The organism is Halomonas denitrificans (assembly GCA_019800895.1).
Taxonomy (GTDB): Bacteria; Pseudomonadota; Gammaproteobacteria; order Xanthomonadales; family Wenzhouxiangellaceae.
Genome location: JAHVKF010000002.1, coordinates 988,014 through 1,006,390, shown reverse-complemented (window position 1 = coordinate 1,006,390; position 18,377 = coordinate 988,014). Strand labels below are relative to the sequence as shown.

21 protein-coding genes are annotated in these 18,377 nt (G+C 68.8%); 16 read left to right on the top strand and 5 right to left on the bottom strand.

All coding sequences use genetic code 11. The features are described from left to right. Positions 1 to 5: 5 nt before the first annotated feature. Positions 6 to 242 (bottom strand): hypothetical protein, encoded by a 237-nt coding sequence (locus KUV67_08520; GenBank protein MBY6204923.1) that lies wholly within the window; start codon positions 240 to 242, stop codon positions 6 to 8. A gap of 37 nt (positions 243 to 279) precedes the next feature. On the opposite strand from KUV67_08520, the gene KUV67_08515 reads away from it, so the two are divergent. From KUV67_08515 to KUV67_08470, 10 genes are all read left to right on the top strand, one after another. Further along, positions 280 to 636, top strand: coding sequence for a Rieske 2Fe-2S domain-containing protein (locus tag KUV67_08515; GenBank protein MBY6204922.1), 357 nt, complete (start codon positions 280 to 282; stop codon positions 634 to 636). Between the two features lie 62 nt (positions 637 to 698). Next, positions 699 to 1,625: a transporter substrate-binding domain-containing protein gene (locus tag KUV67_08510; protein MBY6204921.1), complete on the top strand. Its 927-nt coding sequence runs from the start codon at positions 699 to 701 to the stop codon at positions 1,623 to 1,625. 156 nt (positions 1,626 to 1,781) lie between these two features. Then, complete coding sequence (locus tag KUV67_08505; protein ID MBY6204920.1) at positions 1,782 to 1,958, top strand: PLDc N-terminal domain-containing protein; 177 nt, start codon at positions 1,782 to 1,784, stop codon at positions 1,956 to 1,958. Between the two features lie 134 nt (positions 1,959 to 2,092). Further along, positions 2,093 to 3,931 (top strand): hypothetical protein, encoded by a 1,839-nt coding sequence (locus tag KUV67_08500; GenBank protein ID MBY6204919.1) that lies wholly within the window; start codon positions 2,093 to 2,095, stop codon positions 3,929 to 3,931. A gap of 14 nt (positions 3,932 to 3,945) precedes the next feature. Further along, entirely contained in the window at positions 3,946 to 4,908 is a 963-nt protein-coding gene (locus KUV67_08495; protein ID MBY6204918.1) for an ABC transporter permease, read from the top strand. Next, positions 4,905 to 5,819 (top strand): ABC transporter permease, encoded by a 915-nt coding sequence (locus tag KUV67_08490; GenBank protein MBY6204917.1) that lies wholly within the window; start codon positions 4,905 to 4,907, stop codon positions 5,817 to 5,819. The genes KUV67_08495 and KUV67_08490 overlap by 4 nt, the downstream gene beginning before the upstream one ends. A gap of 46 nt (positions 5,820 to 5,865) precedes the next feature. After that, a complete protein-coding gene (locus KUV67_08485; GenBank protein ID MBY6204916.1) occupies positions 5,866 to 6,846 on the top strand; it encodes an ABC transporter ATP-binding protein in 981 nt (326 codons plus the stop codon). Next, a complete protein-coding gene (locus KUV67_08480; protein ID MBY6204915.1) occupies positions 6,843 to 7,847 on the top strand; it encodes an ATP-binding cassette domain-containing protein in 1,005 nt (334 codons plus the stop codon). The genes KUV67_08485 and KUV67_08480 overlap by 4 nt, the downstream gene beginning before the upstream one ends. Then, positions 7,795 to 8,325, top strand: coding sequence for a hypothetical protein (locus tag KUV67_08475; GenBank protein ID MBY6204914.1), 531 nt, complete (start codon positions 7,795 to 7,797; stop codon positions 8,323 to 8,325). The genes KUV67_08480 and KUV67_08475 overlap by 53 nt, the downstream gene beginning before the upstream one ends. Before the next feature lie 138 nt (positions 8,326 to 8,463). Next, entirely contained in the window at positions 8,464 to 9,030 is a 567-nt protein-coding gene (locus tag KUV67_08470; GenBank protein ID MBY6204913.1) for a DUF1232 domain-containing protein, read from the top strand. A gap of 116 nt (positions 9,031 to 9,146) precedes the next feature. On the opposite strand, the gene KUV67_08465 is transcribed toward KUV67_08470, so the two are convergent. Then, the gene (locus KUV67_08465; GenBank protein MBY6204912.1) at positions 9,147 to 9,620 is read right to left on the bottom strand and encodes a GNAT family N-acetyltransferase; all 474 of its coding nucleotides are present in this window, start codon (positions 9,618 to 9,620) and stop codon (positions 9,147 to 9,149) included. A 20-nt stretch (positions 9,621 to 9,640) separates the two neighbouring features. Between KUV67_08465 and KUV67_08460 the strand changes: the two genes are divergently transcribed. Continuing rightward, positions 9,641 to 10,678: a hypothetical protein gene (locus KUV67_08460; protein ID MBY6204911.1), complete on the top strand. Its 1,038-nt coding sequence runs from the start codon at positions 9,641 to 9,643 to the stop codon at positions 10,676 to 10,678. 89 nt (positions 10,679 to 10,767) lie between these two features. Further along, positions 10,768 to 11,682, top strand: coding sequence for a Grx4 family monothiol glutaredoxin (gene grxD, locus KUV67_08455; protein MBY6204910.1), 915 nt, complete (start codon positions 10,768 to 10,770; stop codon positions 11,680 to 11,682). A 78-nt stretch (positions 11,683 to 11,760) separates the two neighbouring features. Here grxD and xth read toward each other — a convergent pair whose 3' ends face one another. Next, positions 11,761 to 12,528, bottom strand: a complete 768-nt coding sequence (gene xth, locus KUV67_08450) for an exodeoxyribonuclease III (GenBank protein ID MBY6204909.1) — start codon at positions 12,526 to 12,528, stop codon at positions 11,761 to 11,763. A 271-nt stretch (positions 12,529 to 12,799) separates the two neighbouring features. Then, positions 12,800 to 13,243, bottom strand: coding sequence for an SET domain-containing protein (locus KUV67_08445; protein MBY6204908.1), 444 nt, complete (start codon positions 13,241 to 13,243; stop codon positions 12,800 to 12,802). An 84-nt stretch (positions 13,244 to 13,327) separates the two neighbouring features. On the opposite strand from KUV67_08445, the gene KUV67_08440 reads away from it, so the two are divergent. Genes KUV67_08440 through KUV67_08430 form a run of 3 tightly spaced genes read left to right on the top strand, consistent with a single transcriptional unit; the run spans position 13,328 to position 17,000 of the window. After that, on the top strand, positions 13,328 to 14,581 hold the full coding sequence (locus KUV67_08440) for an aminotransferase class I/II-fold pyridoxal phosphate-dependent enzyme (protein ID MBY6204907.1): 1,254 nt from the start codon (positions 13,328 to 13,330) through the stop codon (positions 14,579 to 14,581). After that, positions 14,578 to 16,626, top strand: a complete 2,049-nt coding sequence (locus tag KUV67_08435) for a M3 family metallopeptidase (protein ID MBY6204906.1) — start codon at positions 14,578 to 14,580, stop codon at positions 16,624 to 16,626. Before KUV67_08440 ends, KUV67_08435 begins: the two co-directional genes overlap by 4 nt. Next, on the top strand, positions 16,623 to 17,000 hold the full coding sequence (locus tag KUV67_08430) for a diacylglycerol kinase (GenBank protein MBY6204905.1): 378 nt from the start codon (positions 16,623 to 16,625) through the stop codon (positions 16,998 to 17,000). The genes KUV67_08435 and KUV67_08430 overlap by 4 nt, the downstream gene beginning before the upstream one ends. 51 nt (positions 17,001 to 17,051) lie before the next feature. Here the strand turns inward: KUV67_08430 and KUV67_08425 are convergent, their stop codons facing one another. Then, positions 17,052 to 17,609 (bottom strand): carboxymuconolactone decarboxylase family protein, encoded by a 558-nt coding sequence (locus tag KUV67_08425; GenBank protein ID MBY6204904.1) that lies wholly within the window; start codon positions 17,607 to 17,609, stop codon positions 17,052 to 17,054. A 328-nt stretch (positions 17,610 to 17,937) separates the two neighbouring features. Between KUV67_08425 and KUV67_08420 the strand changes: the two genes are divergently transcribed. Next, a complete protein-coding gene (locus tag KUV67_08420; protein MBY6204903.1) occupies positions 17,938 to 18,354 on the top strand; it encodes a rubrerythrin family protein in 417 nt (138 codons plus the stop codon). Positions 18,355 to 18,377: the final 23 nt, after the last annotated feature.

The following is an 18,377-nucleotide window of genomic DNA, read 5'->3' as shown; positions in this document are numbered from 1 at the left end:
AGGGTTCAGGGGTCGCGTCGGCGGTCGACGACGCGGTATTCGACCTCGACCAGATCCTCGTCGTCGTGCCGGGGTTCGCCCTTGCGCCGCAGCCACCAGCGGCGAACCGACAGGGCGACTCCTCCGAGCACCGCCAGCCCGGCGCCGACGGCCAGGAACACGATGCCGACGAAAAAGCTCAGCACCAGCAATAGCAGGCCGACCAGCGCGAGTCCGAAGCGCGCGATCGGACTTTCCGGCACGCGATAGAATGTCTGTTGAAATCTCGCCATACCTTCCATGACCTCCCAGACGCCGGAACAGTTCCTGCTCGATGCCGACGCAGTGCCCGAGGGCGCGTTCCGCGAGGCGCAGGTCGAACGGGACGGTCAGCCCCTGTGGCTGGTCGTCACCCGCTATCAGGGTACGCCACGGGCGTGGCTGAATGTCTGCCCGCATGCGGGCCGAAGCCTCAATTTCGCCCCGGATCGCTTTGCCGTCGACGACCGCGGTCGACTGGTCTGCGCGGCCCACGGGGCAGTCTTCGAACCGGACCAGGGGGTCTGCGTCGCCGGCCCGTGCCGTGGAGACCGGCTGCGCGCCGTGGCGGTGCGGGAAGTCGACGGCCGCATCGAGCTGGACGCAGCATCCGGGTAGTCGTTTGCCAAGCGCCGGGCTTCGGCGTAGAGTGAAGTCACACGTCTCGCGAGGCTTGGCTGATGCATGCGACACGTTCTTCCTCTTCGAAACGCGGCGGCATCCTGTCCGCGGCGTTGCTGCTTCTGGTCCTGACCGCCTGCGGTTCGGAGTCCGCCCCATCCGGCACGGACAACGACGGTTCCGCGCCGTCGCCGGCGGCCGAGCGCGCCGAAGGAGACCCGGCCATCGCAGCGGCAGGAAATGCCGCGGCAGCCGACGCCTCGGCGCCCTGTGTGCTGACCGTCGGCTGGGATCCCTGGGAGCCGTACCACTACCTGGCGATCGGCGGCCAGCCCCAGGGCCTCGATATCGAGATCGTCGGCGCGGTCGCCGAGCACGCCGGCTGCGATCTCGAATTCCTGCAGGGCGGTTGGGACACGCTGCTTCGCCTGCTGCGCGCCGGTGAGCTCGACCTGATGCTCGGCGCCACGCGGACGCCGGCGCGCGAAGACTGGGCCCGCTTCTCCGAGCCGTACCGGTCGGAAAGCTTCCGGCTCTACGTTCTCGACCGGCGCTCGGAGGACTTCGCCGACCGGGATCTCGAGGCGCTGCTGGGCGACGGCTTCCGCCTCGGCGTGACGCAGGGCTACTACTACGGACCCGACATCAACCGCTTGATCGAGCAACCCGGGCTGGAGAACCAGGTGCTCGAAGCACCGGTCGGCGAGCTCAACTTCACCTGGCTGCTCGACATGCAGATCGACGGCTTCATCGAGGATCCGTTCGTCGCCGCAGCGATCGAACGCCGGCGCCGGGACGCGGAGCCGATCGTGGCCTTGCCCGATGAACTGTCGGAGGGTCCGGTCGCGTTCATGTTTTCGCGCGAGAGCGTCGATCCCGACGTGGTCCAGCGCTTCGATGCCGGCATTTCGGCGCTGCGCGAATCGGGGCGGCACCAGGCGCTGCTCGACCAGTACCTGGATCACGGGACCGCCGACTCGCCCTGATCGATCGACCCCTCACGGTCCAGCCGACCTCGGTGCCCGAAGCGGCGGGGGACGGTGCTCACGACGTCGGCGCGCGCAGGCCCGGCCAACGCCCCGTACCCTCGCGCTCCGGTCCGTGGAATAATCCGTCTCCTCGACACGAACTCGGAGCGATCGATGGGTATCGAATTCGGACTGCTGGGCCTGATCTGGCTGATCATCCTCGTCTGGGCCATCGTCAAGACCGCCCAGGCCCGCGTCGGGCTGGTCGTTCGCGTGCTCTGGATCCTCATCCTGCTCGTGTTTCCGGTGATCGGCTTCCTGTTCTGGCTGTTCCTCGGCCCGAAGGGCTAGCACCCGGGCACGCCCCCCGCGGGGCGACGGTCCTGCGGTCGAAGCATCGTTTCCGTCGGTCGCAGCCCCCGTCTCGCGCGTCGATGGCCCGGATCGATTAACCTCCGGTCACGGCTCTTTTCCGGGAATCCGCCATGCGCCGATCCTCGTCGACTTCCGCTATCGCGCTCGCCGCCCGGGCCTTCGCCTTCGGCGGCGCCTTGCTCCTCGCCGCCTGCGGCGGCAGTCCGGCACCGGACGGCAAGGTCTACCGGCACTCGATCGACGGCACGCCGACGAGCCTGGACCCCGCCCAGGCCCTGACCATCTATTCCTCGTCGGTCGTGGTCAACGTGTACGACACGCTCTACCGCTACAAGTACCTTGCCCGTCCCTACGAGCTGACGCCGAACCTCGCGGTCGGCATGCCGGAGGTGTCCGGGGACGGGCTCGTCTACACGTTCACGATCCGCGACGACGCGCGCTTCACCGACGATCCCGCCTTCCCGGGCGGCACGGGCCGCGCGGTCACGGTCCACGATCTCGTCTATTCGCTGAAGCGCCATTTCGACCCCGAGGTCCGCTCCCAGGGCGCCTGGCTATGGACCGACCGCATCGTCGGCATGGCCGAGTGGGCGGACGCGGGCGCGGACTACGATCGACCCGTCGACGGCCTCGTGCCGGTCGACGACCACACGCTCGAGATCCGGCTGACCGAACCCTACCCGCAGCTGACCTATACCCTGGCCACGGCCTTCTCGGCCATCGTCCCCCGCGAAGCGGTCGAGCACTACGGCCGCGAATTCGGCATCCGCCCGGTCGGATCCGGCCCGTTCCGGCTGACGTCCTTCGACTCCTCGAAGGCGACCTTCGAGGTCAACCCGCACTTCGTGCGCGACCCGCTGGACCTCCAGGCGGAGGGCTTCGATGCGGCTCGCCACGGCGGCCTCGGGCTCGAGCCCCTGGACGGGCGGCGCTATCCCTTCCTCGACGCGATGGAGATGCACTTCATCGAGGAGAACGCGGCCCGCTGGTCGAGCTTCGTACGGGGCAACGAGATCCATACGCTGCGGGTGCCGAACGAGCGGGTCGACGAGGTGCTGGCCCGCCGGTCGCCGATCGAGTTCGCCGACGACATCGTCGACCGTTACCACGCGAGTTCCGGGCTGGAAGCCGGCTTCGTCTACGGCGGCTTCAACATGGCCGATCCGCGCTTCGGCCACCACGACGATCCGGAACGCGATGCGGCCAATCGCGCGTTCCGCTGCGCCGTGCGCGACGCCTTCGACTGGCAGGCCCGCAACGAGACCTTCTATCACGGCCTGGCCGAGGTCTTCCCGGGGGTCATTCCGCCGGTGGTGCCGGAGTTCGATCCCGACCTTTCCGATGCCTCGATCACCCGCGACGTCGATCGGGCCCGGGAGCGGCTCGACGCCTTCGGCTGGACCACCGAGTCGCTGCCGACGCTGACCCACGGCTACATCGCCACGGTCCAGCAGCGCCAGATGTTCGAGCAACTGCGGGCGCAGCTCGGCGACATCGGCTACCCCGTCGACCGGCTGGTGCCGGAGACCTTCGCGACCTTCGGCGACTACAGCCGGGCCCTGAGCAACTCGCGGCTGGACCTGTTCTACCTGGCCTGGACCCTCGACTACCCGGACGCCCAGAACACGCTCCAGCTGTTCTACGGACCGAACGCCTCGCCCGGGTCGAACACCTTCAACTACCGCAATCCGGAGTTCGACGCCCTCTACGAAACCAGCCGGACCATGCAACCGGGCCCCGAGCGGACCGCGCTGTATCGACGGATGAATCGCCTGGTGGTCGACGACTGCGTCGCGATCGCCGGCCTGTCCAGGACCCGCATCCACCTCTGGCACCGCAACGTGCGGATGCTGCCCGACCGGCAGATCCTCGGCGGCTACTTCATCCGCTTCGTCGACGTCGACGCCGTGAATGACGACAAAGTCGACGACGAGAAGGACGCCGGGTGAACGGACGGCCCTGAGTGGACACGCTGCGGCTGATCCTGCGCAAGCTGGCCGGCGGCATTCCGCTGATCATCGGCGTGACCCTGATCAGCTTCCTGCTGATGGTCTATTTCGGTCCGGACCTGACCTACACGCTGCTGTCGAAGAATCCGACCGCGGATGAGATCGCCGCCGTTCGCGCCCAGCTCGGCTACGACCAGCCGTTCTGGCTGCGCTACGGCGACTATCTCCGCGAGCTGCTCACGCTGGACTTCGGCTACTCGTTCAGCTCCGGCGAGCGCGTGTCGTCGATGCTGGCCCGGACCGTGCCGGTATCGCTGGCGCTGCTCGCGCCCGGGTTCGTCCTCGGCCACCTGCTCGGCGTCGGCTTCGGCCTGATCGCGGCCTGGCACCGCGGCGGCTGGATCGACAAGCTCATCATGGGCCTGTCCACGGTCGGCATGTCGATCAGCTTCCTGGTCGTGATCATCGCGTTCCAGGCGATCTTCGGCGTCGTTCTGGGCTGGTTCCCGGTCCGCGGGTGGAACGTCCACGACCTGCCGAGCTACCTCCATTACGTCACGGTGCCGACCCTGGCGACGGTGTTCGTGGCCCTCGGCTACAACACCCGCTTCTTCCGCGCCGTGCTGGTCGAAGAACTGAACCGGGATCATGTCCGGACCGCTCGCGCCTACGGCGCATCGCCGGTGACCATCCTGTACCGGAACGTGCTGATGAACGCGATGATCCCGATCGTCACCCGCATCCTGTTCTCGGTTCCGCTGGTCATCGTGTCGGGCAGCCTGCTGATCGAGAGCTACTTCGGCATTCCGGGCGTGGGCCGGGTGACCTACGAGGCCATCACGTCGGGCGACCAGCCGGTGCTCAAGGCCGTGGTCGGTCTCACCGCGCTGCTGTTCGTGCTGATCCTGGCCATCGCCGATGTCCTCTACACCTGGCTGGATCCCCGGGTGTCGCTTGACCGACCCGGGCCCGCGTGACGGTTTCGCCGCCGGAGCTGAATCCGGGCGCCGACGCGCCGCTCGGCCCGGGTCGGAGCCCGCGCACGCCGAGGCAGGTCGCGACCACGGCATTGCTGGCCGACCGGTGGGCCGTCGCCGGCCTGCTGATCGTGCTGGTCTACCTGGTCCTGGCCGCGGGGGTCTGGGCCGGCCTGTGGGCAACGGACTGGTCGGAGATCGGCGCCACCCGCTGGGCGCCGCCGTCGCCCGATGCGTGGTTCGGCACCAACCTGATCGGTCAGGACATCTTCCAGCGGGCGGTGGCCTCGTCCCGGACCGCGTTCGAGGTGGGCCTGATCGTCGCCGCCGCCTCGACCCTGCTCGGCGCCGTGCTCGGCGGGCTCGCCGGCTACTTCGCCGGAACCTGGGTCGATGCGCTGGTGCTGTGGATGAAGGGCACCCTGGACGCGATCCCCTTCTACCTTCTGGTCGCGGCGATCGCCTTCGCGCTGCAGGGCAACCCCTGGGCCATGCACATCGCGATGACCGCGACCTTCTGGACCACGACCGGGCGACTGGTGCGCGGCGAAGTCCTGCGCCTCCGGCACCGCGAGTTCGTCGACGCGGCACGGGCGATCGGCCTCCCCGACCGGATCATCCTGGCGCGCCACATCCTGCCCAACACCCTGCCGGTGCTGCTGGTCCAGGCCACCATCACCTTCGTTGCGGCGATCAAGTCCGAGGTCATCCTCAGCTTCCTCGGCCTCGGCATCCAGGACGGGGTGAGCTGGGGCCTGATGATCGCGGAGTCGACCCAGGACGTGCTGGCCGGCCACTACATGAACTTCATTGCCGCATCGAGCTTCCTGTTCGTGCTCGTGATGGGGTTCAACCTGCTCGCCGACGGCCTGCAGGACGCGCTGGATCCGCAGCGGGGATCCTCACGATGAAGTCCAGGGCCGCGAGCGGCCGCCGAGCCATGCGCGTGGGTGCGCCATGACTGCCCCGCTGCTGCGCGTCGAAGACCTGACCGTCGAGTTCGCGACGACCGAGCAACCGGTCCGCGCGGTGGACGGCGTCTCCTTCGCGATCGCCCCCGGCGAAACGCTCGCTCTCGTCGGCGAGTCGGGCTGCGGCAAGTCGGTCACCGGTCTCGCCCTGATGGGCATGGTCCCGGCCCCGTCGGGCCGCATCGTCGGCGGCTCGGTGAACTTCGACGGGACCGAATGCATCGGTGCCCCGGAACGGACCCTGCGGGCGATGCGCGGCAAGTCGATGTCGATGATCTTCCAGGACCCGATGACCGCGCTGAATCCAGTCTATCCGGTCGGTCGACAGTTGGTGGACGTGCTCCGACGGCACGAGCGGCTCGGCCGGACAGCGGCGCGGACGCGCGCGATCGAGATGGTCCACCGGGTCGGAATTCCCAACGCGAAGGCGCGGATGAACGACTATCCGCACGAGCTGTCGGGGGGGCTGCGGCAGCGGGTCATGATCGCCATGGCGCTGGCCTGCCGGCCCCGGCTGCTGATCGCCGACGAACCGACCACCGCGCTGGATGTGACCACCCAGGCCCAGATCCTGGCCGAGATCCGGGACCTCACGGAAGCGCTGGGTACCTCGGTCCTCCTGGTCACCCACGACCTGGGCGTGGTCGCCGAATTCTGCGACCGGGTCGCCGTGATGTACTGCGGCGAGATCGTCGAGCAGGCGCCGGTCGACGCGATCTTCGAGCAGCCTCGCCATCGGTACACGGAAGGGCTCGTCGCCTCGGTGCCTCGGATTCGCGCCGAGCGAATCGAGCGATTGCCGGTGATCCCCGGCAGCGTGCCCGAGCCCGGGAGCTGGCCGCAGGGCTGCCGATTCGCGCCGCGCTGTCCGCACGCCGATCGCGATTGCCGAGCCGCGCGGCCCCGGCTGCGAGTCCTCGGCAACTCCCGCGCGGCCTGCATCCACCCGGCCGGACCGCGACCATGAACGCGCCGCTTCTCGAGGTCCGCCACCTGAGCAAGCACTACCGGCTGCGCGGCGGCTGGCTGGGCCCGGCACCGCGCTGGCTGCGGGCGGTCGACGGCGTGTCGTTCGAGATCGCACCGGGCGAGACGCTGGGCCTGGTCGGCGAATCGGGGTGCGGCAAATCGACCCTGGGCCGCGCGTTGCTGCGCCTGGTCGAACCGACCGGCGGCGAGGTGCTCCTTGACGGCCAGCCGCTGACCGGACTGCCCCCGCGCGCGCTCGCGGCCCGGCGTAAGGGCATCCAGATGATCTTCCAGGACCCCTACGCGTCGCTGCCGCCGCGGCGAACGGTCGAGCAGATCCTGCGCGAACCGCTGGACTGGCACCGGCTCGGCGCCCCGGACGAGCGGTCCGCGCGCGTTCGCGCGCTTCTCGAACGAGTCGGTCTCGGCCCGGGCGCGCTGCCGCGCTATCCGCACGCGTTCTCCGGCGGCCAGCGCCAACGGATCGGCATCGCGCGTGCGCTGGCGGTCGAACCCCGTCTGATCGTCGCCGACGAGCCGGTCTCGGCCCTCGACGTGTCGATCCGCGCGCAGATTCTCAACCTGCTGGCGGATCTCCAGCGGGATCTCGGCCTGGCCTTCCTGTTCATCGCCCACGACCTGGCCGCAGTGCAGCAGGTCAGCCACCGGGTCGCCGTGATGTACCTCGGCCAGATCGTGGAGCTGGCTCCGGCCCGCAGGCTGTTCGCCCGACCGGCCCATCCGTATACCCGCGCCCTGCTCGACGCGGTCCCGCGCGCCGACTCCGGTCACCGTGGCCACCGCATGCCGCTGCGTGGCGAGGTGCCGTCGCCGGTCGAGCCGCCGGCCGGCTGCCGCTTCCACACGCGCTGCCCGCAGGCCCGGCCGGTTTGTCGTAGCATGACGCCGCGCGAGATCGATCTCGGCGTTGCCAAGGAACCGCACCGTGTTCGATGCCACCTGCACGATCCCGAAGTCGACACCGGCGACGAGCGCTAGGCGTTCGCTGCCGGGCGCCTTCGCGATGCCGATCGCGGGGCTGCTGATCGCGGGGCTGCTGGTCCTGACCGCGTGCGGTCCGGTCCAGGTGCGGTCTGCGCCTCCGGGCACCGACCTGGACGGGGTGGCGCTCGAAGGCGATACGCTGGCGCTCCGGCTGTTGCTCGACAACCGCAACGACGTACCGCTGGCGCTGACCGGCGCGCGGCTTCGACTGACGCTCGACTCGATCGAGCTCGAACGCCGCGAATGGCCGCTGGACCTGGTCATCGGACCTCGCAATCGAGAAGCGATCGTCCTCCGGCTGCCGGCCAGCGGCGCGGTCCAGGGCAGACTGGCCGAGCTGGACGACGGCCAGCGAGCGTCCTTGCCCTACACGCTGGTCGGTGAACTGCAAATCGCCGAGCAACGCGACGCGAGGATCGACCGCGCGGGCTTCCTGCACCCGGTGCCCGGACGCGCCGGACGCTACCGCTGATTTCACCGCACCGGTCCGGGCCGGACGTGACCTGTGGCGGGTGCAGTTGCGGGTCGAATTGGCTATCCTAGACGCCTTCCGGACCGCTGGACCGGATCCAGCCCCTCACTCGATTTCACGATTTCAAAGGAAGCGCCCATGAGCATTCGTATCGTCCTGGACCTGTCCGACAACGACCTGAAGCATTTTCGCGGACTTGCCAAGCAGGCGGTCGAGTCGTCGAAGAAGCACTCGCAGGAACGGATCATCGAGGGCGCGCACAAGCTGCTCGACGAGGTCAACGAGAGCGTGACCTCGGATTTCATCCGCGAGAAGATCGGCCAGATCCGGATTCTCAGCGACATGCTCTCCGATGAGGGGTGGGGCCTGGGCGACGTCGGCCGCCGGCGTGTCCTCGCCGCGCTGGCCTATTTCAACCAGCCGGAAGACCTGATCCCCGATCACCTGCCCGGCATCGGTTTTCTCGACGACGCGATCATGATCGAATTGCTGTGCCGCGAACTGAAGCCGGAGATCGACGCCTACCAGGATTTCGTCAAGTATCGCGAGGCCGAATCCGCGCGGCTCGGCAAGCCGGCCGAGGAGCTCAACCGCGGCGACTTCCTGAAGCAGCGCGAACGCGAACTGCTCTCGCGCATGCGGCGCCGTCGTCGGCGCGGCGGCGGGGGCGGCGGGGGCGGCAAGTCGCCCTTCGGCCTGTTCTGAGCGATCTCCCGCGCGCGGGAGTGCGCCGATCGGGCCCGGCCAGCCGGGCCCGAATCGTTTCCGGCATCCACCGATGACCCGCTGAGGGTGTCCGCGCGGAGCGGCTCCGGGCCTGCCTAGCCGGGCACCCGGACCATGTCGACATGCGGAATGCCGTCCTCGTCGTAGACCGCGGAATCGGTCGAGAACCCGAGCGAAGCGTAGAACGCCTGCAGGTGCTCCTGGGCCGACAGGCGGATCGCGCAGCCCGGCCAGCGGTCCTCGACTGCGAGGATCGCCCGACGCATCAGCTCCCGGCCGAGGCCGGCGCCACGCAGGCGCCCGCAGGTCAGCACCCGACCGATCGACGGCTCGGCGAAGCGACCGCCCGGCGGCACGAGGCGCGCGTAGGCGGCGGGTTCCCCGTCGCGCCACGCGCTGACATGGAGGGAGCCCGCGTCGCGCCCGTCCAGTTCCTGGTACGGACAGGCCTGCTCGACCACGAACACGGCCACGCGGGCCCGGAGCAAGGCGTAGAGCGTGGCGGCATCGAGTTCGGCGAAGTCCTGCACGCGCCATTCGAGGTCCGGAGCTATCCTTTCTTTTTCCATGTCCTGGTGGTGTCCCTCGGATGAGCGAATCCCCGAATCCTATCCGACTCGTCGCGGGCATCGAGCTCCGGCCGCCATCGCCGGACGCGCGCTTCGTCCTCGAGCGTGAACACGCCGAGCGCGTCGGCGGAGCGATCGGCGACGACCTGGCGCGCTGCGTTCCCGCAGTCACCGGCGCGCACCTGGTCACCGGGCCCGCGCTGCTGGAGCCCGGCCAGGTCCTGAGTCCGGACCATTCCCCGTGGAACGCGATCGAGGTCGTCGCGGGACCGCGGCGCGAACCTGCACCGGGGCTGACCACGCTCGGCGCGGCCTCCGGGCGCTTGTCGCACGAGACGCTCGGTCCGTACCGCGGCGTCCCGGACGGCCTGTTCGTCTGCCTGCCGATGCTGCTGTTCGCTCCGCCGGGCGAACGCGAGACGCTCGACACGGCGCTGGAGCGCGAGTTGTTCGATCACGGCGGACTCCACCCCCCGAGCCTGGCCGCTCTGGCCGAAACCACCGGCCTGGAGCCGGTGCACGGCCAGCTGATGACGCTCACCGACCTCGCCGCGCTGGTCAAGATGCAACTGGCCGGCGCCGGTCTCGACCCCTTCTGGCCACCGGTGGAGCACGCCCTGCTTGCCCCGGACGAACCGGCGCGCCTGGACCTTCCGGCCGGTCTGCGGGCCGACTGGAGCGTCGAGGACCGCGGCTGGGAACTGGCCCTGCGCAACCCGGCCGACCCGCCGGACGACGACGACGCCCTGTGGCTGCGCGCGTTTCGCCAGACCACCGTGCTGCTGGAGACGCACCTGATTCCGTGGCGGGCGACGGTCGGCGACCCCGACGCGAGGCTCGATCCCGACAACCGCTGGGTGCGCTTCGACCGCGGCGCGGACGACGGCAACGACCGCATCGAGCCGGTGAACCATCCCGACGTCGGCCTGGTCGGCTTCGAGGCCGTCGCCGCCGGACGCCGGACCCTGGCGCTGCCGCTGGTCGCCGACGCGATCGCCGAATTGCGCACGCGGCTCGAGCAGGAACGCGGCGCGAGCGCCCCGCACGACGGCGCTTGATTCCGCGGCGCTCCGGCCCCACCCTGACGAAGACCCCGGGCGTTCCTGCGCCCCGGACCCTTCCCACTCGAACGCCAACGGTATTCCGCATGTCCGATCCCCAGACCCTCGCTCCCGCGACCCGCGACCGAATCGACGAAATGGTCAAGGGCAACAAGGTGATGCTGTTCATGAAGGGCACGCCGAAGATGCCGCAGTGCGGATTCTCCGCCCGTACCGCCGGCGCGCTGGACACGCTGCTGCCCGACGGCTACGCCTCCTTCAATGTCCTCGAGGACCACGAGATCCGCGAAGGCATCAAGGCCTACGGCAACTGGCCGACGATTCCGCAGCTCTACGTGGACGGCGAGCTGATCGGGGGCTGCGACATCGTCATGGAGATGTTCAACGCCGGTGAACTCCACGACCTGTTCGGTCTCGAAGCGCCGGATCGCACGCCGCCCGATATGGAAATCACCCCGGAGGCCGCCGCGAAGATCGGTGAGTTCCTGGCCAACTATCCCGGCCAGTTCCTGCACTTCTCGATCGGCGCGGACTGGGACGCGCAGTTCTCGGTCGGCCCGAAGGACGGCACCGAGATCGAGGCGCGTGTCGGCGACCTGACCGTCCTGATGGATCTCGCATCGGCTCAGCGCGCGCGCGGTGCCCGGATCGACTGGGTCACCAACATGCACGGCGAGGGCCTGAAGCTGGACCTGCCGGGCGCGCCGCCGCCGGTTCGCGAGCTGTCGCCGGACGAGCTGCAGCAGAAGATCAACGGCGGCGAACGCGTCGTGGTGGTCGACGTGCGCGGCGAATCGGACCGGGACCGTACTCCGCTGGAATTCGCGCGCCCGCTCGACGCCGGACTGATGGCCGAGCTCAACGAGGCCGACAAGCAGACGCCACTGGTGTTCGTCTGCAACCAGGGTCGCTCCAGCCTCGACGTGGCCGAACACTACCGCAAGCAGGGATTCACACAGGTCTACAACCTGACCGGCGGCGTGGACGCGCTGCTGGGCTGAGCGGACGGGGCGAGCGCCGCTCGCCCGGTTCCGACCGTCACGAAGGCCGCGCGTCCACCGCGCGGCCTTTTGCCGTTCTCAGCGATCCAGCTCCACCGTCACCGGCGCGTGGTCGGACGGTCGCTCCAGCGCGCGCGGCTCCAGGTCGATGGTGCTCGCCGTGACCCGGTCCTTCAGCGCGTCGGAAACCAGTGCCAGGTCGATGCGCAGGCCGCGCTTGCGTCGGAAGGCGAGCTGGCGGTAGTCGTACCAGGAGTACACCCGCTCGGGCTGGTCGAAGAGCCGGTAGCTGTCGGTCAGGCCGAGATCCAGCATGCGGTTCAGCGCCTCGCGCTCCGGCGTCGAGCAGAGGATCTTCTCGTGCCACTCGTCCGGGTCATGGACATCGGCGTCGCCGGGGGCGATGTTGAAGTCACCGATCACGACCAGCTCGTCGTGTTCGGCCAGTTCGGCCTCGATCCAGCGCGTCACGGCCTCCAGCCATTCGAGTTTCCACTCATACTTCTCGTCGCCGACGGCCTTGCCGTTGACCACGTACAGGTTGATCACACGAACACCGCCGAAGGTTCCGGCGATCGTGCGCTTGTGCGGGTCGTCGAAGCCCGGGATCTCGGTCCGCACGTCTTCGGCAGGCGATCGCGACAGCAGCGCGACGCCGTTGTAGGTCGGCTGCCCGGAGAACGCCGCGTGATACCCGGCGGCCTCGATCGCCTCGACGGGGAACTTGTCGTCGGTCAGCTTGGTTTCCTGCAGACCGAGCACGTCGGGCCGGTTCGCCTCTGTCCAGTCCAGCACCTGCTCGAGCCGGATCTTCAGCGAGTTGACGTTCCAGGAAGTGATTTTCATGGGTGGTCTACAGGGGCTTGAACGCAATCAGGAGGGTAGCGCAACCGCGTCAGACCTGGTGGCGGTGATTCGAAAGGCATTTACCGCAGATAAACACGGATGAATACGGATGAACGCAGATCCAAGGAAAATCAGGAGCCCGAGGATCCTCCGATGAACATCTGGGAACCGCGCATGGGCGCGCATTCTTCTCGCTTCGCTCCGCGTCTTCGCGTCTTCGCGTCTCTGCGAGAGCGCTTCTCGGATCATCAGTCGTTGGTGAACAGGAACCTCAATCCCAATCCTCGCCGTAGTCGAAGGTGATCTCCTCGCCGGCCTCGATATCGCGCAGGGCGTAGAGATCCAGGTCGTACCACTCGGCATTGGCGGGACGTGCGTGGTTGAGAAAGCGCATCTCGTTGCGGCCGTCGACGCCTTCCCAGCGCTCGCGCTCCTCGTTCCATAGCCACAGGACATGCATGCCGTCCTCGAGGGTCTCCGGGCCTTCGTAGGTGCCGATGTAGTCGTCGGCGGCAAGATCGACCCGGGCGAACAGGCCCTTGCCGTGAATCGGTGAATCGCCGACGACCGCCCGCGGGTTCCGGTCGTAGTCGTCTTCTTGTGCGGAATCTCGATCGCTCATGGCCGCATTATCGTTGATCGAGCCCGATCGATCGGGTTCGTTCGAATACGTCGGGTCGATGGCGGCCTCGGCGGGCACCCTGGTGTCGATCAAGACGTCGATCGCGACCGCCGGTGGCGCTCCACCCACCGGTACGGGCAGGACGTGAGCGGCCGATGCGGGCGATATCATACGGCCATGACCTCATCCTCCCCATCCAGGCCGATCCAGACTGCCAGCCGGGTCGCCGACGTCCGCTACGAAATCCGCGGCCCGCTGGCCCGCCGTGCCCACGAGCTCGAGGCCCAGGGCCACGAAGTGCTGCACCTCAACGTCGGCAATCCCGGCGCGTTCGGCCTGCACGCCCCGGAAACGATGCGCGAGGCGATCGTCCGCAACCTGAAGTCCAGCGATGCCTACGGCCCGCAGACGGGAATCTTCCCGGCCCGCGAAGCCGTCGCCATCCAGTTCCAGGAACGCGGCCTCGTCGACACCCGGTTCCACCAGGTGCTGATCGGCAACGGCGTGTCGGAACTGGTCGACCTGACGTTGCGAGCGCTGCTGGAGCCCGGCGACGAGGTGCTGGTCCCGGCGCCGGACTACCCGCTGTGGACCGCCGCCGTCGTGCTCAATGGCGGCCGGGCCGTCCACTACGCCTGCCCGGCCGCGAGCGGATTCCTGCCGGACCCGGAGGCGATCGAGGCGCAGATCACCGAACGGACGCGCGCGCTGGTGGTGATCAACCCGAACAACCCGACCGGCGCGGTGTATCCGAAGGCGCTGCTGGAGAAGCTGGCCGAGATCGCCGAGCGCCACGGCCTGGTGCTGTTTTCCGACGAAATCTACGATGCCATCCTGTACGACGGGGCGGCATTCACGCCGATGGCGACCCTGGTCGAGGACACGCTCTGCGTCAGCTTCGGCGGCCTGTCCAAGGTCTACCGCGCCTGCGGCTGGCGCGTCGGGTGGCTGGTGTTCACCGGTGACCTCGAGCGCGCCGAAGCCTACCGGCTGGCGGTCGAGAAGCTGGCCGCGCTGCGGCTGTCGTCGAACGTCCCGACCCAGTGGGCCGTCCAGACCGCCCTGGGCGGCTACCAGTCGATCCACGAACTGACCGACGAGGGCGGCCGCCTGTACGAGGCCCGCCGCGCGGTCATCGACGCGGTCGCCGCGTCCCGCCACCTCGATCTGGTTGCCCCCGGCGGCGCGATGTACGCGTTCCCGTCGGTCCGGACCGACACGGGATTCGACGATCACGCCTTCGCCCGGGACCTGCTGGAACACCACCACATCCTGGTCGTGCCGGGCACGAGCTTCAATATCACCGACCCACGCCACTTCCGGATCACCCTGCTGCCCGAGCCCCGGCGCCTGACGCGCGCGATCGAGGCCATCGACGAACAGCTGGACGACCTGCTCGGCAAGCGATCCGGGGAAGGACGCGAATCATGACCGACGACAATCCGCTGCTCGACACCGGGCTGCCGCGCTTCGACGATGTGCGACCGGACCACGCCCTCCCGGCCATCGAGGCCCGGCTGGCCGACTACCAGCGCCTGATCGACGGGATCGGCCAAGGCCGGTTGCCGCCCACCCCGGACACGATCGCCGATGAAGTCCGGGCCGACGACGCCCTGGCCATGGCCTGGTCGACGGTCGGCCACCTTCACGCCGTGAACAACACGCCCGACTGGCGACAGGCCTACAGCGAGTGCCTGGACCGGATCACGGCGTTCTACACCGCGCGCGGCCACAACCGCGATCTGTACGCGTGCTGGAAGGCCGTGAGCCGGCGCGACGATTTCGCCGGGCAGCCCGCGACCTTCCGACGGATGGTCGCCGAGGAACTGACCGACTTCCGACTCTCGGGCGTGGACCTCGACGACGAACCGCGCAAACGCTTCGCGGAGATCAGTCTCGAGCTGTCCCGGTTGGGCAATCGCTTCGGCAACAACGTGCTCGACGCCACCGAGGGCTACACGGAGCACTTCGACGGCGCCGAACCGCTGGCCGGCCTGCCCGAATCGGCACTGGATACGCTGAGCGCGCGCGCCGAGGCGGCCGGCCGGAACGGGTACCTGGCCGATCTTTCCTACCCCTGCTACCACGCGATCGTGACCTATGCCGACGACCGCGGGCTCCGGGAACGGTTCTACACCGCCCACGCCACGCGGGCATCGAGCGAAGGGCCGCAGGCCGGCCGCTACGACAACGGGCCGGTCGTCGAGGCCATGCTGGCGCTGCGTCGCGAACAGGCCGGCCTCCTCGGCTACGACGACGCCGCTTCGCTGAAGCTCGAGCGTCGCATGGCCCCGGACGCCGAGGCGGTCGAGCGCTTCCTGCGCGACCTGGCCGACCGTGCGCGGCCGACGGCGGCAGCGCAGCTGAAGGAGCTGACCGCGTTCGCCGTCGACCACGGTGCTGCCGCCCCGCTGGAGCCCTGGGACATCGCCTACTGGTCGGAGAAGATGCGCGAGGCGACCCTGGGCCTGAACCAGGACAAGCTCAAGCCCTATTTCGAGCTCGAGCGCACGCTGACCGGACTGTTCGGGCTGGCCGAAACGCTGTTCGGCATCCGCTTCGAACGCGACGACGAGGTGGCCCGCTGGCACCCGGACGTCCGCTTCTACCGGGTCCGCCCCGTCGATGGCGAAGACGGGGACCGGTCGAATTCGCCCGATGCCGGCCTGTACCTGGACCTCTACGCGCGCTCGGGGAAGCAGGGTGGTGCGTGGATGGACGTCTGCCGGCAGCGGAGCGCCCTCGACGACGAGGTCCGCGCGCCGGTCGCCTACCTGACCTGCAACTTCGGCGCGCCCAGGTCGGGACAGCCCAGCCTGCTGCGCCACGACGACGTGGTCACGCTGTTCCATGAATTCGGTCACTGCCTGCACCACCTGCTGACCCGGGTCGACTGGCCGCCGCTGGCCGGCATCTCGGGGGTGGAGTGGGACGCCGTCGAGCTGCCCAGTCAGCTGCTCGAGGGCTGGACCTGGGAGCCGGCGTTCCTCAATGCCTTCGCCCGCCATCATCGGACCGAAGAGGCGCTCCCGGCCGATTGGGTCGAGGCGCTGAACGACGATCGCAAGTTCCTGGGAGCGATCGCCCTGACCCGCCAGCTGGAATTCGCGCTGACCGACCTGGCCCTCCACCGCGGCGGCGCCGCCGACCCGGTGGTCACGATGCGCCGCGTGCACGACGAGGTGGCGGTCACGCCGCTGCCCGAATTCAACCGCTACCTGATGAGCTTCAGCCACCTGTTCGACGGCGGCTATGCGGCGGGCTACTACAGCTACCTCTGGGCCGAGCGACTGGCCCGTGATGCATTCCAGCTGTTTCGCGAACGCGGCCTGCTCGACAGCAGGACCGGCCGCCTGCTGCGCGAAGAAATCCTCGCCGTCGGCGGCAGCCGGACGATGACCGAGTCCTGGCAGGCATTCCGCGGCCGGGAAGCCGCGCTCGAGCCGCTGCTCGACGCGTACGGCGTGGCGGCATGAAACCGGGCACGCCGAAGAACGAGTTCAAGCGCCTGGTCTACGCGACCCGGAATTCGCTGAAAGGCTACGTCCGGGTCTGGCGCGACGAGGCAGCGTTCCGTTTCCAGAGCGTGGTGATGGTCGGCCTGGTGCCGCTCGCGGCGTGGTTGGCCGAAAGCTGGTCGGAATTCGCCTGGCTGCTGTTCGTCTGGGGCCTGGTCATGGCGGCCGAGCTCGGCAATTCGGCGATCGAGGCGGTGGTGGACCGGATCGGCGTCGAGGTCCACGACCTCTCCGGCAAGGCCAAGGACGCGGGCTCGGCAATGGTCATGACCCTGATGCTCCTGGCCGTCACGGTCTGGGCAGCCACGATCGCCGACCGGCTCGGCGCCTGAGCCACGGCCACCGGGGCGCCTGTGGCACCGCGCCACAGCAGCTGCGCGGAGCTATCGGGAACTCGCCACGCCCTTGAACGCGTCATCGACCGGCGGTTCGGCCACGTGGTTGTTGTAGTTCGAAAGCGTCTTCAGCCCGATCCCGAGGATCACTTCCTGCACCTGGGCAGGCTCGAAGCCGGCGGACAGGAACGCGTCGAGATCGTCGTCCGATGGACGTCCCCGCGTCTCGACCAGGGTCCTCGTGAAGCGGTAGAGGCGGTCGAGGCGGTCGTCGGGCAGGGACTCGCCGGTCTCCGCCGCCTGTTCGATCGCATCGACGATGGCGTCGTCGACCCCCTGTCGGCGAGCTCCCGCCGAATGGGCCGCGGTGCAATAGCTGCAGCCGTTCTCGGCGCTTGCGGCCAGAAGCACCACCTGCTTCTCGGTCGTCGAGAACGACGTCTTGTCGAAGATTCCGGACAGCGTCATGTAGCCCTCCAGCAGGGCCGGCGCGTGGGCCATGGTGCCCAGGATGTTGGGCACGAAGCCGAACGAGCGCTCGGCCTGCTCGAGCAGGGGGCGGGAGTCGTCCGGGGCCTGGTCGCGATTCAGTACGTCGATCTTCATGCTGATTTCCTTTCGGTTCGGGTACGGTCCGCGCCGGGGCGCGGGTCTGGAGAGCGATAGTGCGGGTCGCACGTGAATGCCGACCCCGGCCACATCGCCCGAAGGAGCGCCGGAGCCGCAGGAAACGGGATCGGGCCGCGTCATCGGCCCGCGATTCGAGGCTGCGATTCCAGACTGCGATTCCGGACCGCGATTTCAGGCCACCATCTCGCAGCGCCGATAGGCTGCGGCTATTGCAGCCATCGATGCCGTCAATTTCTATCCTCCGCGCAAGCCAGCGTATATTCGAAGGAGCCTGGATCCCTTCCACCCCACCCGGAGGACCACGATGGAACTCAAAGGAAGCAGGACCGAGCAGAACCTGAAGGACGCCTTCTCCGGCGAATCGCAGGCCAATCGCCGCTATCTGTACTTCGCCCAGCGCGCGGACGTCGAAGGCTACAACGACGTGGCGACCGTGTTCCGTTCGACCGCCGAGGGGGAGACCGGCCACGCCCACGGCCACCTCGAGTACCTCGAACAGGTCGGCGACCCGGCGACCGGCGAACCGATCGGCGACACGCGCAAGAATCTGGCCGCCGCGATTGCCGGGGAAACCCACGAGTACACGGACATGTACCCGGGCATGGCGCGCACCGCACGCGACGAGGGCTTCGACGAGATCGCCGACTGGTTCGAGACCCTGGCCCGGGCCGAGCGCTCGCACGCCAATCGCTTCCAGAAGGCGCTGGACGAACTGGAATGACGCCTGCGGATCCGCGTGCCGTC

Excerpts from the sequence above, each read along its gene's own strand:
- KUV67_08515 (MBY6204922.1), top strand. The coding sequence starts at position 280 with ATGACCTCCCAGACGCCGGAACAGTTCCTGCTCGATGCCGACGCAGTG.
- KUV67_08510 (MBY6204921.1), top strand. The coding sequence starts at position 699 with ATGCATGCGACACGTTCTTCCTCTTCGAAACGCGGCGGCATCCTGTCC.
- KUV67_08505 (MBY6204920.1), top strand. The coding sequence starts at position 1,782 with ATGGGTATCGAATTCGGACTGCTGGGCCTGATCTGGCTGATCATCCTC.
- KUV67_08500 (MBY6204919.1), top strand. The coding sequence starts at position 2,093 with ATGCGCCGATCCTCGTCGACTTCCGCTATCGCGCTCGCCGCCCGGGCC.
- KUV67_08485 (MBY6204916.1), top strand. The coding sequence starts at position 5,866 with ATGACTGCCCCGCTGCTGCGCGTCGAAGACCTGACCGTCGAGTTCGCG.
- KUV67_08480 (MBY6204915.1), top strand. The coding sequence starts at position 6,843 with ATGAACGCGCCGCTTCTCGAGGTCCGCCACCTGAGCAAGCACTACCGG.
- KUV67_08470 (MBY6204913.1), top strand. The coding sequence starts at position 8,464 with ATGAGCATTCGTATCGTCCTGGACCTGTCCGACAACGACCTGAAGCAT.
- KUV67_08465 (MBY6204912.1), bottom strand. The coding sequence starts at position 9,620 with ATGGAAAAAGAAAGGATAGCTCCGGACCTCGAATGGCGCGTGCAGGAC.
- KUV67_08460 (MBY6204911.1), top strand. The coding sequence starts at position 9,641 with ATGAGCGAATCCCCGAATCCTATCCGACTCGTCGCGGGCATCGAGCTC.
- grxD (MBY6204910.1), top strand. The coding sequence starts at position 10,768 with ATGTCCGATCCCCAGACCCTCGCTCCCGCGACCCGCGACCGAATCGAC.
- xth (MBY6204909.1), bottom strand. The coding sequence starts at position 12,528 with ATGAAAATCACTTCCTGGAACGTCAACTCGCTGAAGATCCGGCTCGAG.
- KUV67_08440 (MBY6204907.1), top strand. The coding sequence starts at position 13,328 with ATGACCTCATCCTCCCCATCCAGGCCGATCCAGACTGCCAGCCGGGTC.
- KUV67_08435 (MBY6204906.1), top strand. The coding sequence starts at position 14,578 with ATGACCGACGACAATCCGCTGCTCGACACCGGGCTGCCGCGCTTCGAC.
- KUV67_08430 (MBY6204905.1), top strand. The coding sequence starts at position 16,623 with ATGAAACCGGGCACGCCGAAGAACGAGTTCAAGCGCCTGGTCTACGCG.
- KUV67_08425 (MBY6204904.1), bottom strand. The coding sequence starts at position 17,609 with ATGAAGATCGACGTACTGAATCGCGACCAGGCCCCGGACGACTCCCGC.
- KUV67_08420 (MBY6204903.1), top strand. The coding sequence starts at position 17,938 with ATGGAACTCAAAGGAAGCAGGACCGAGCAGAACCTGAAGGACGCCTTC.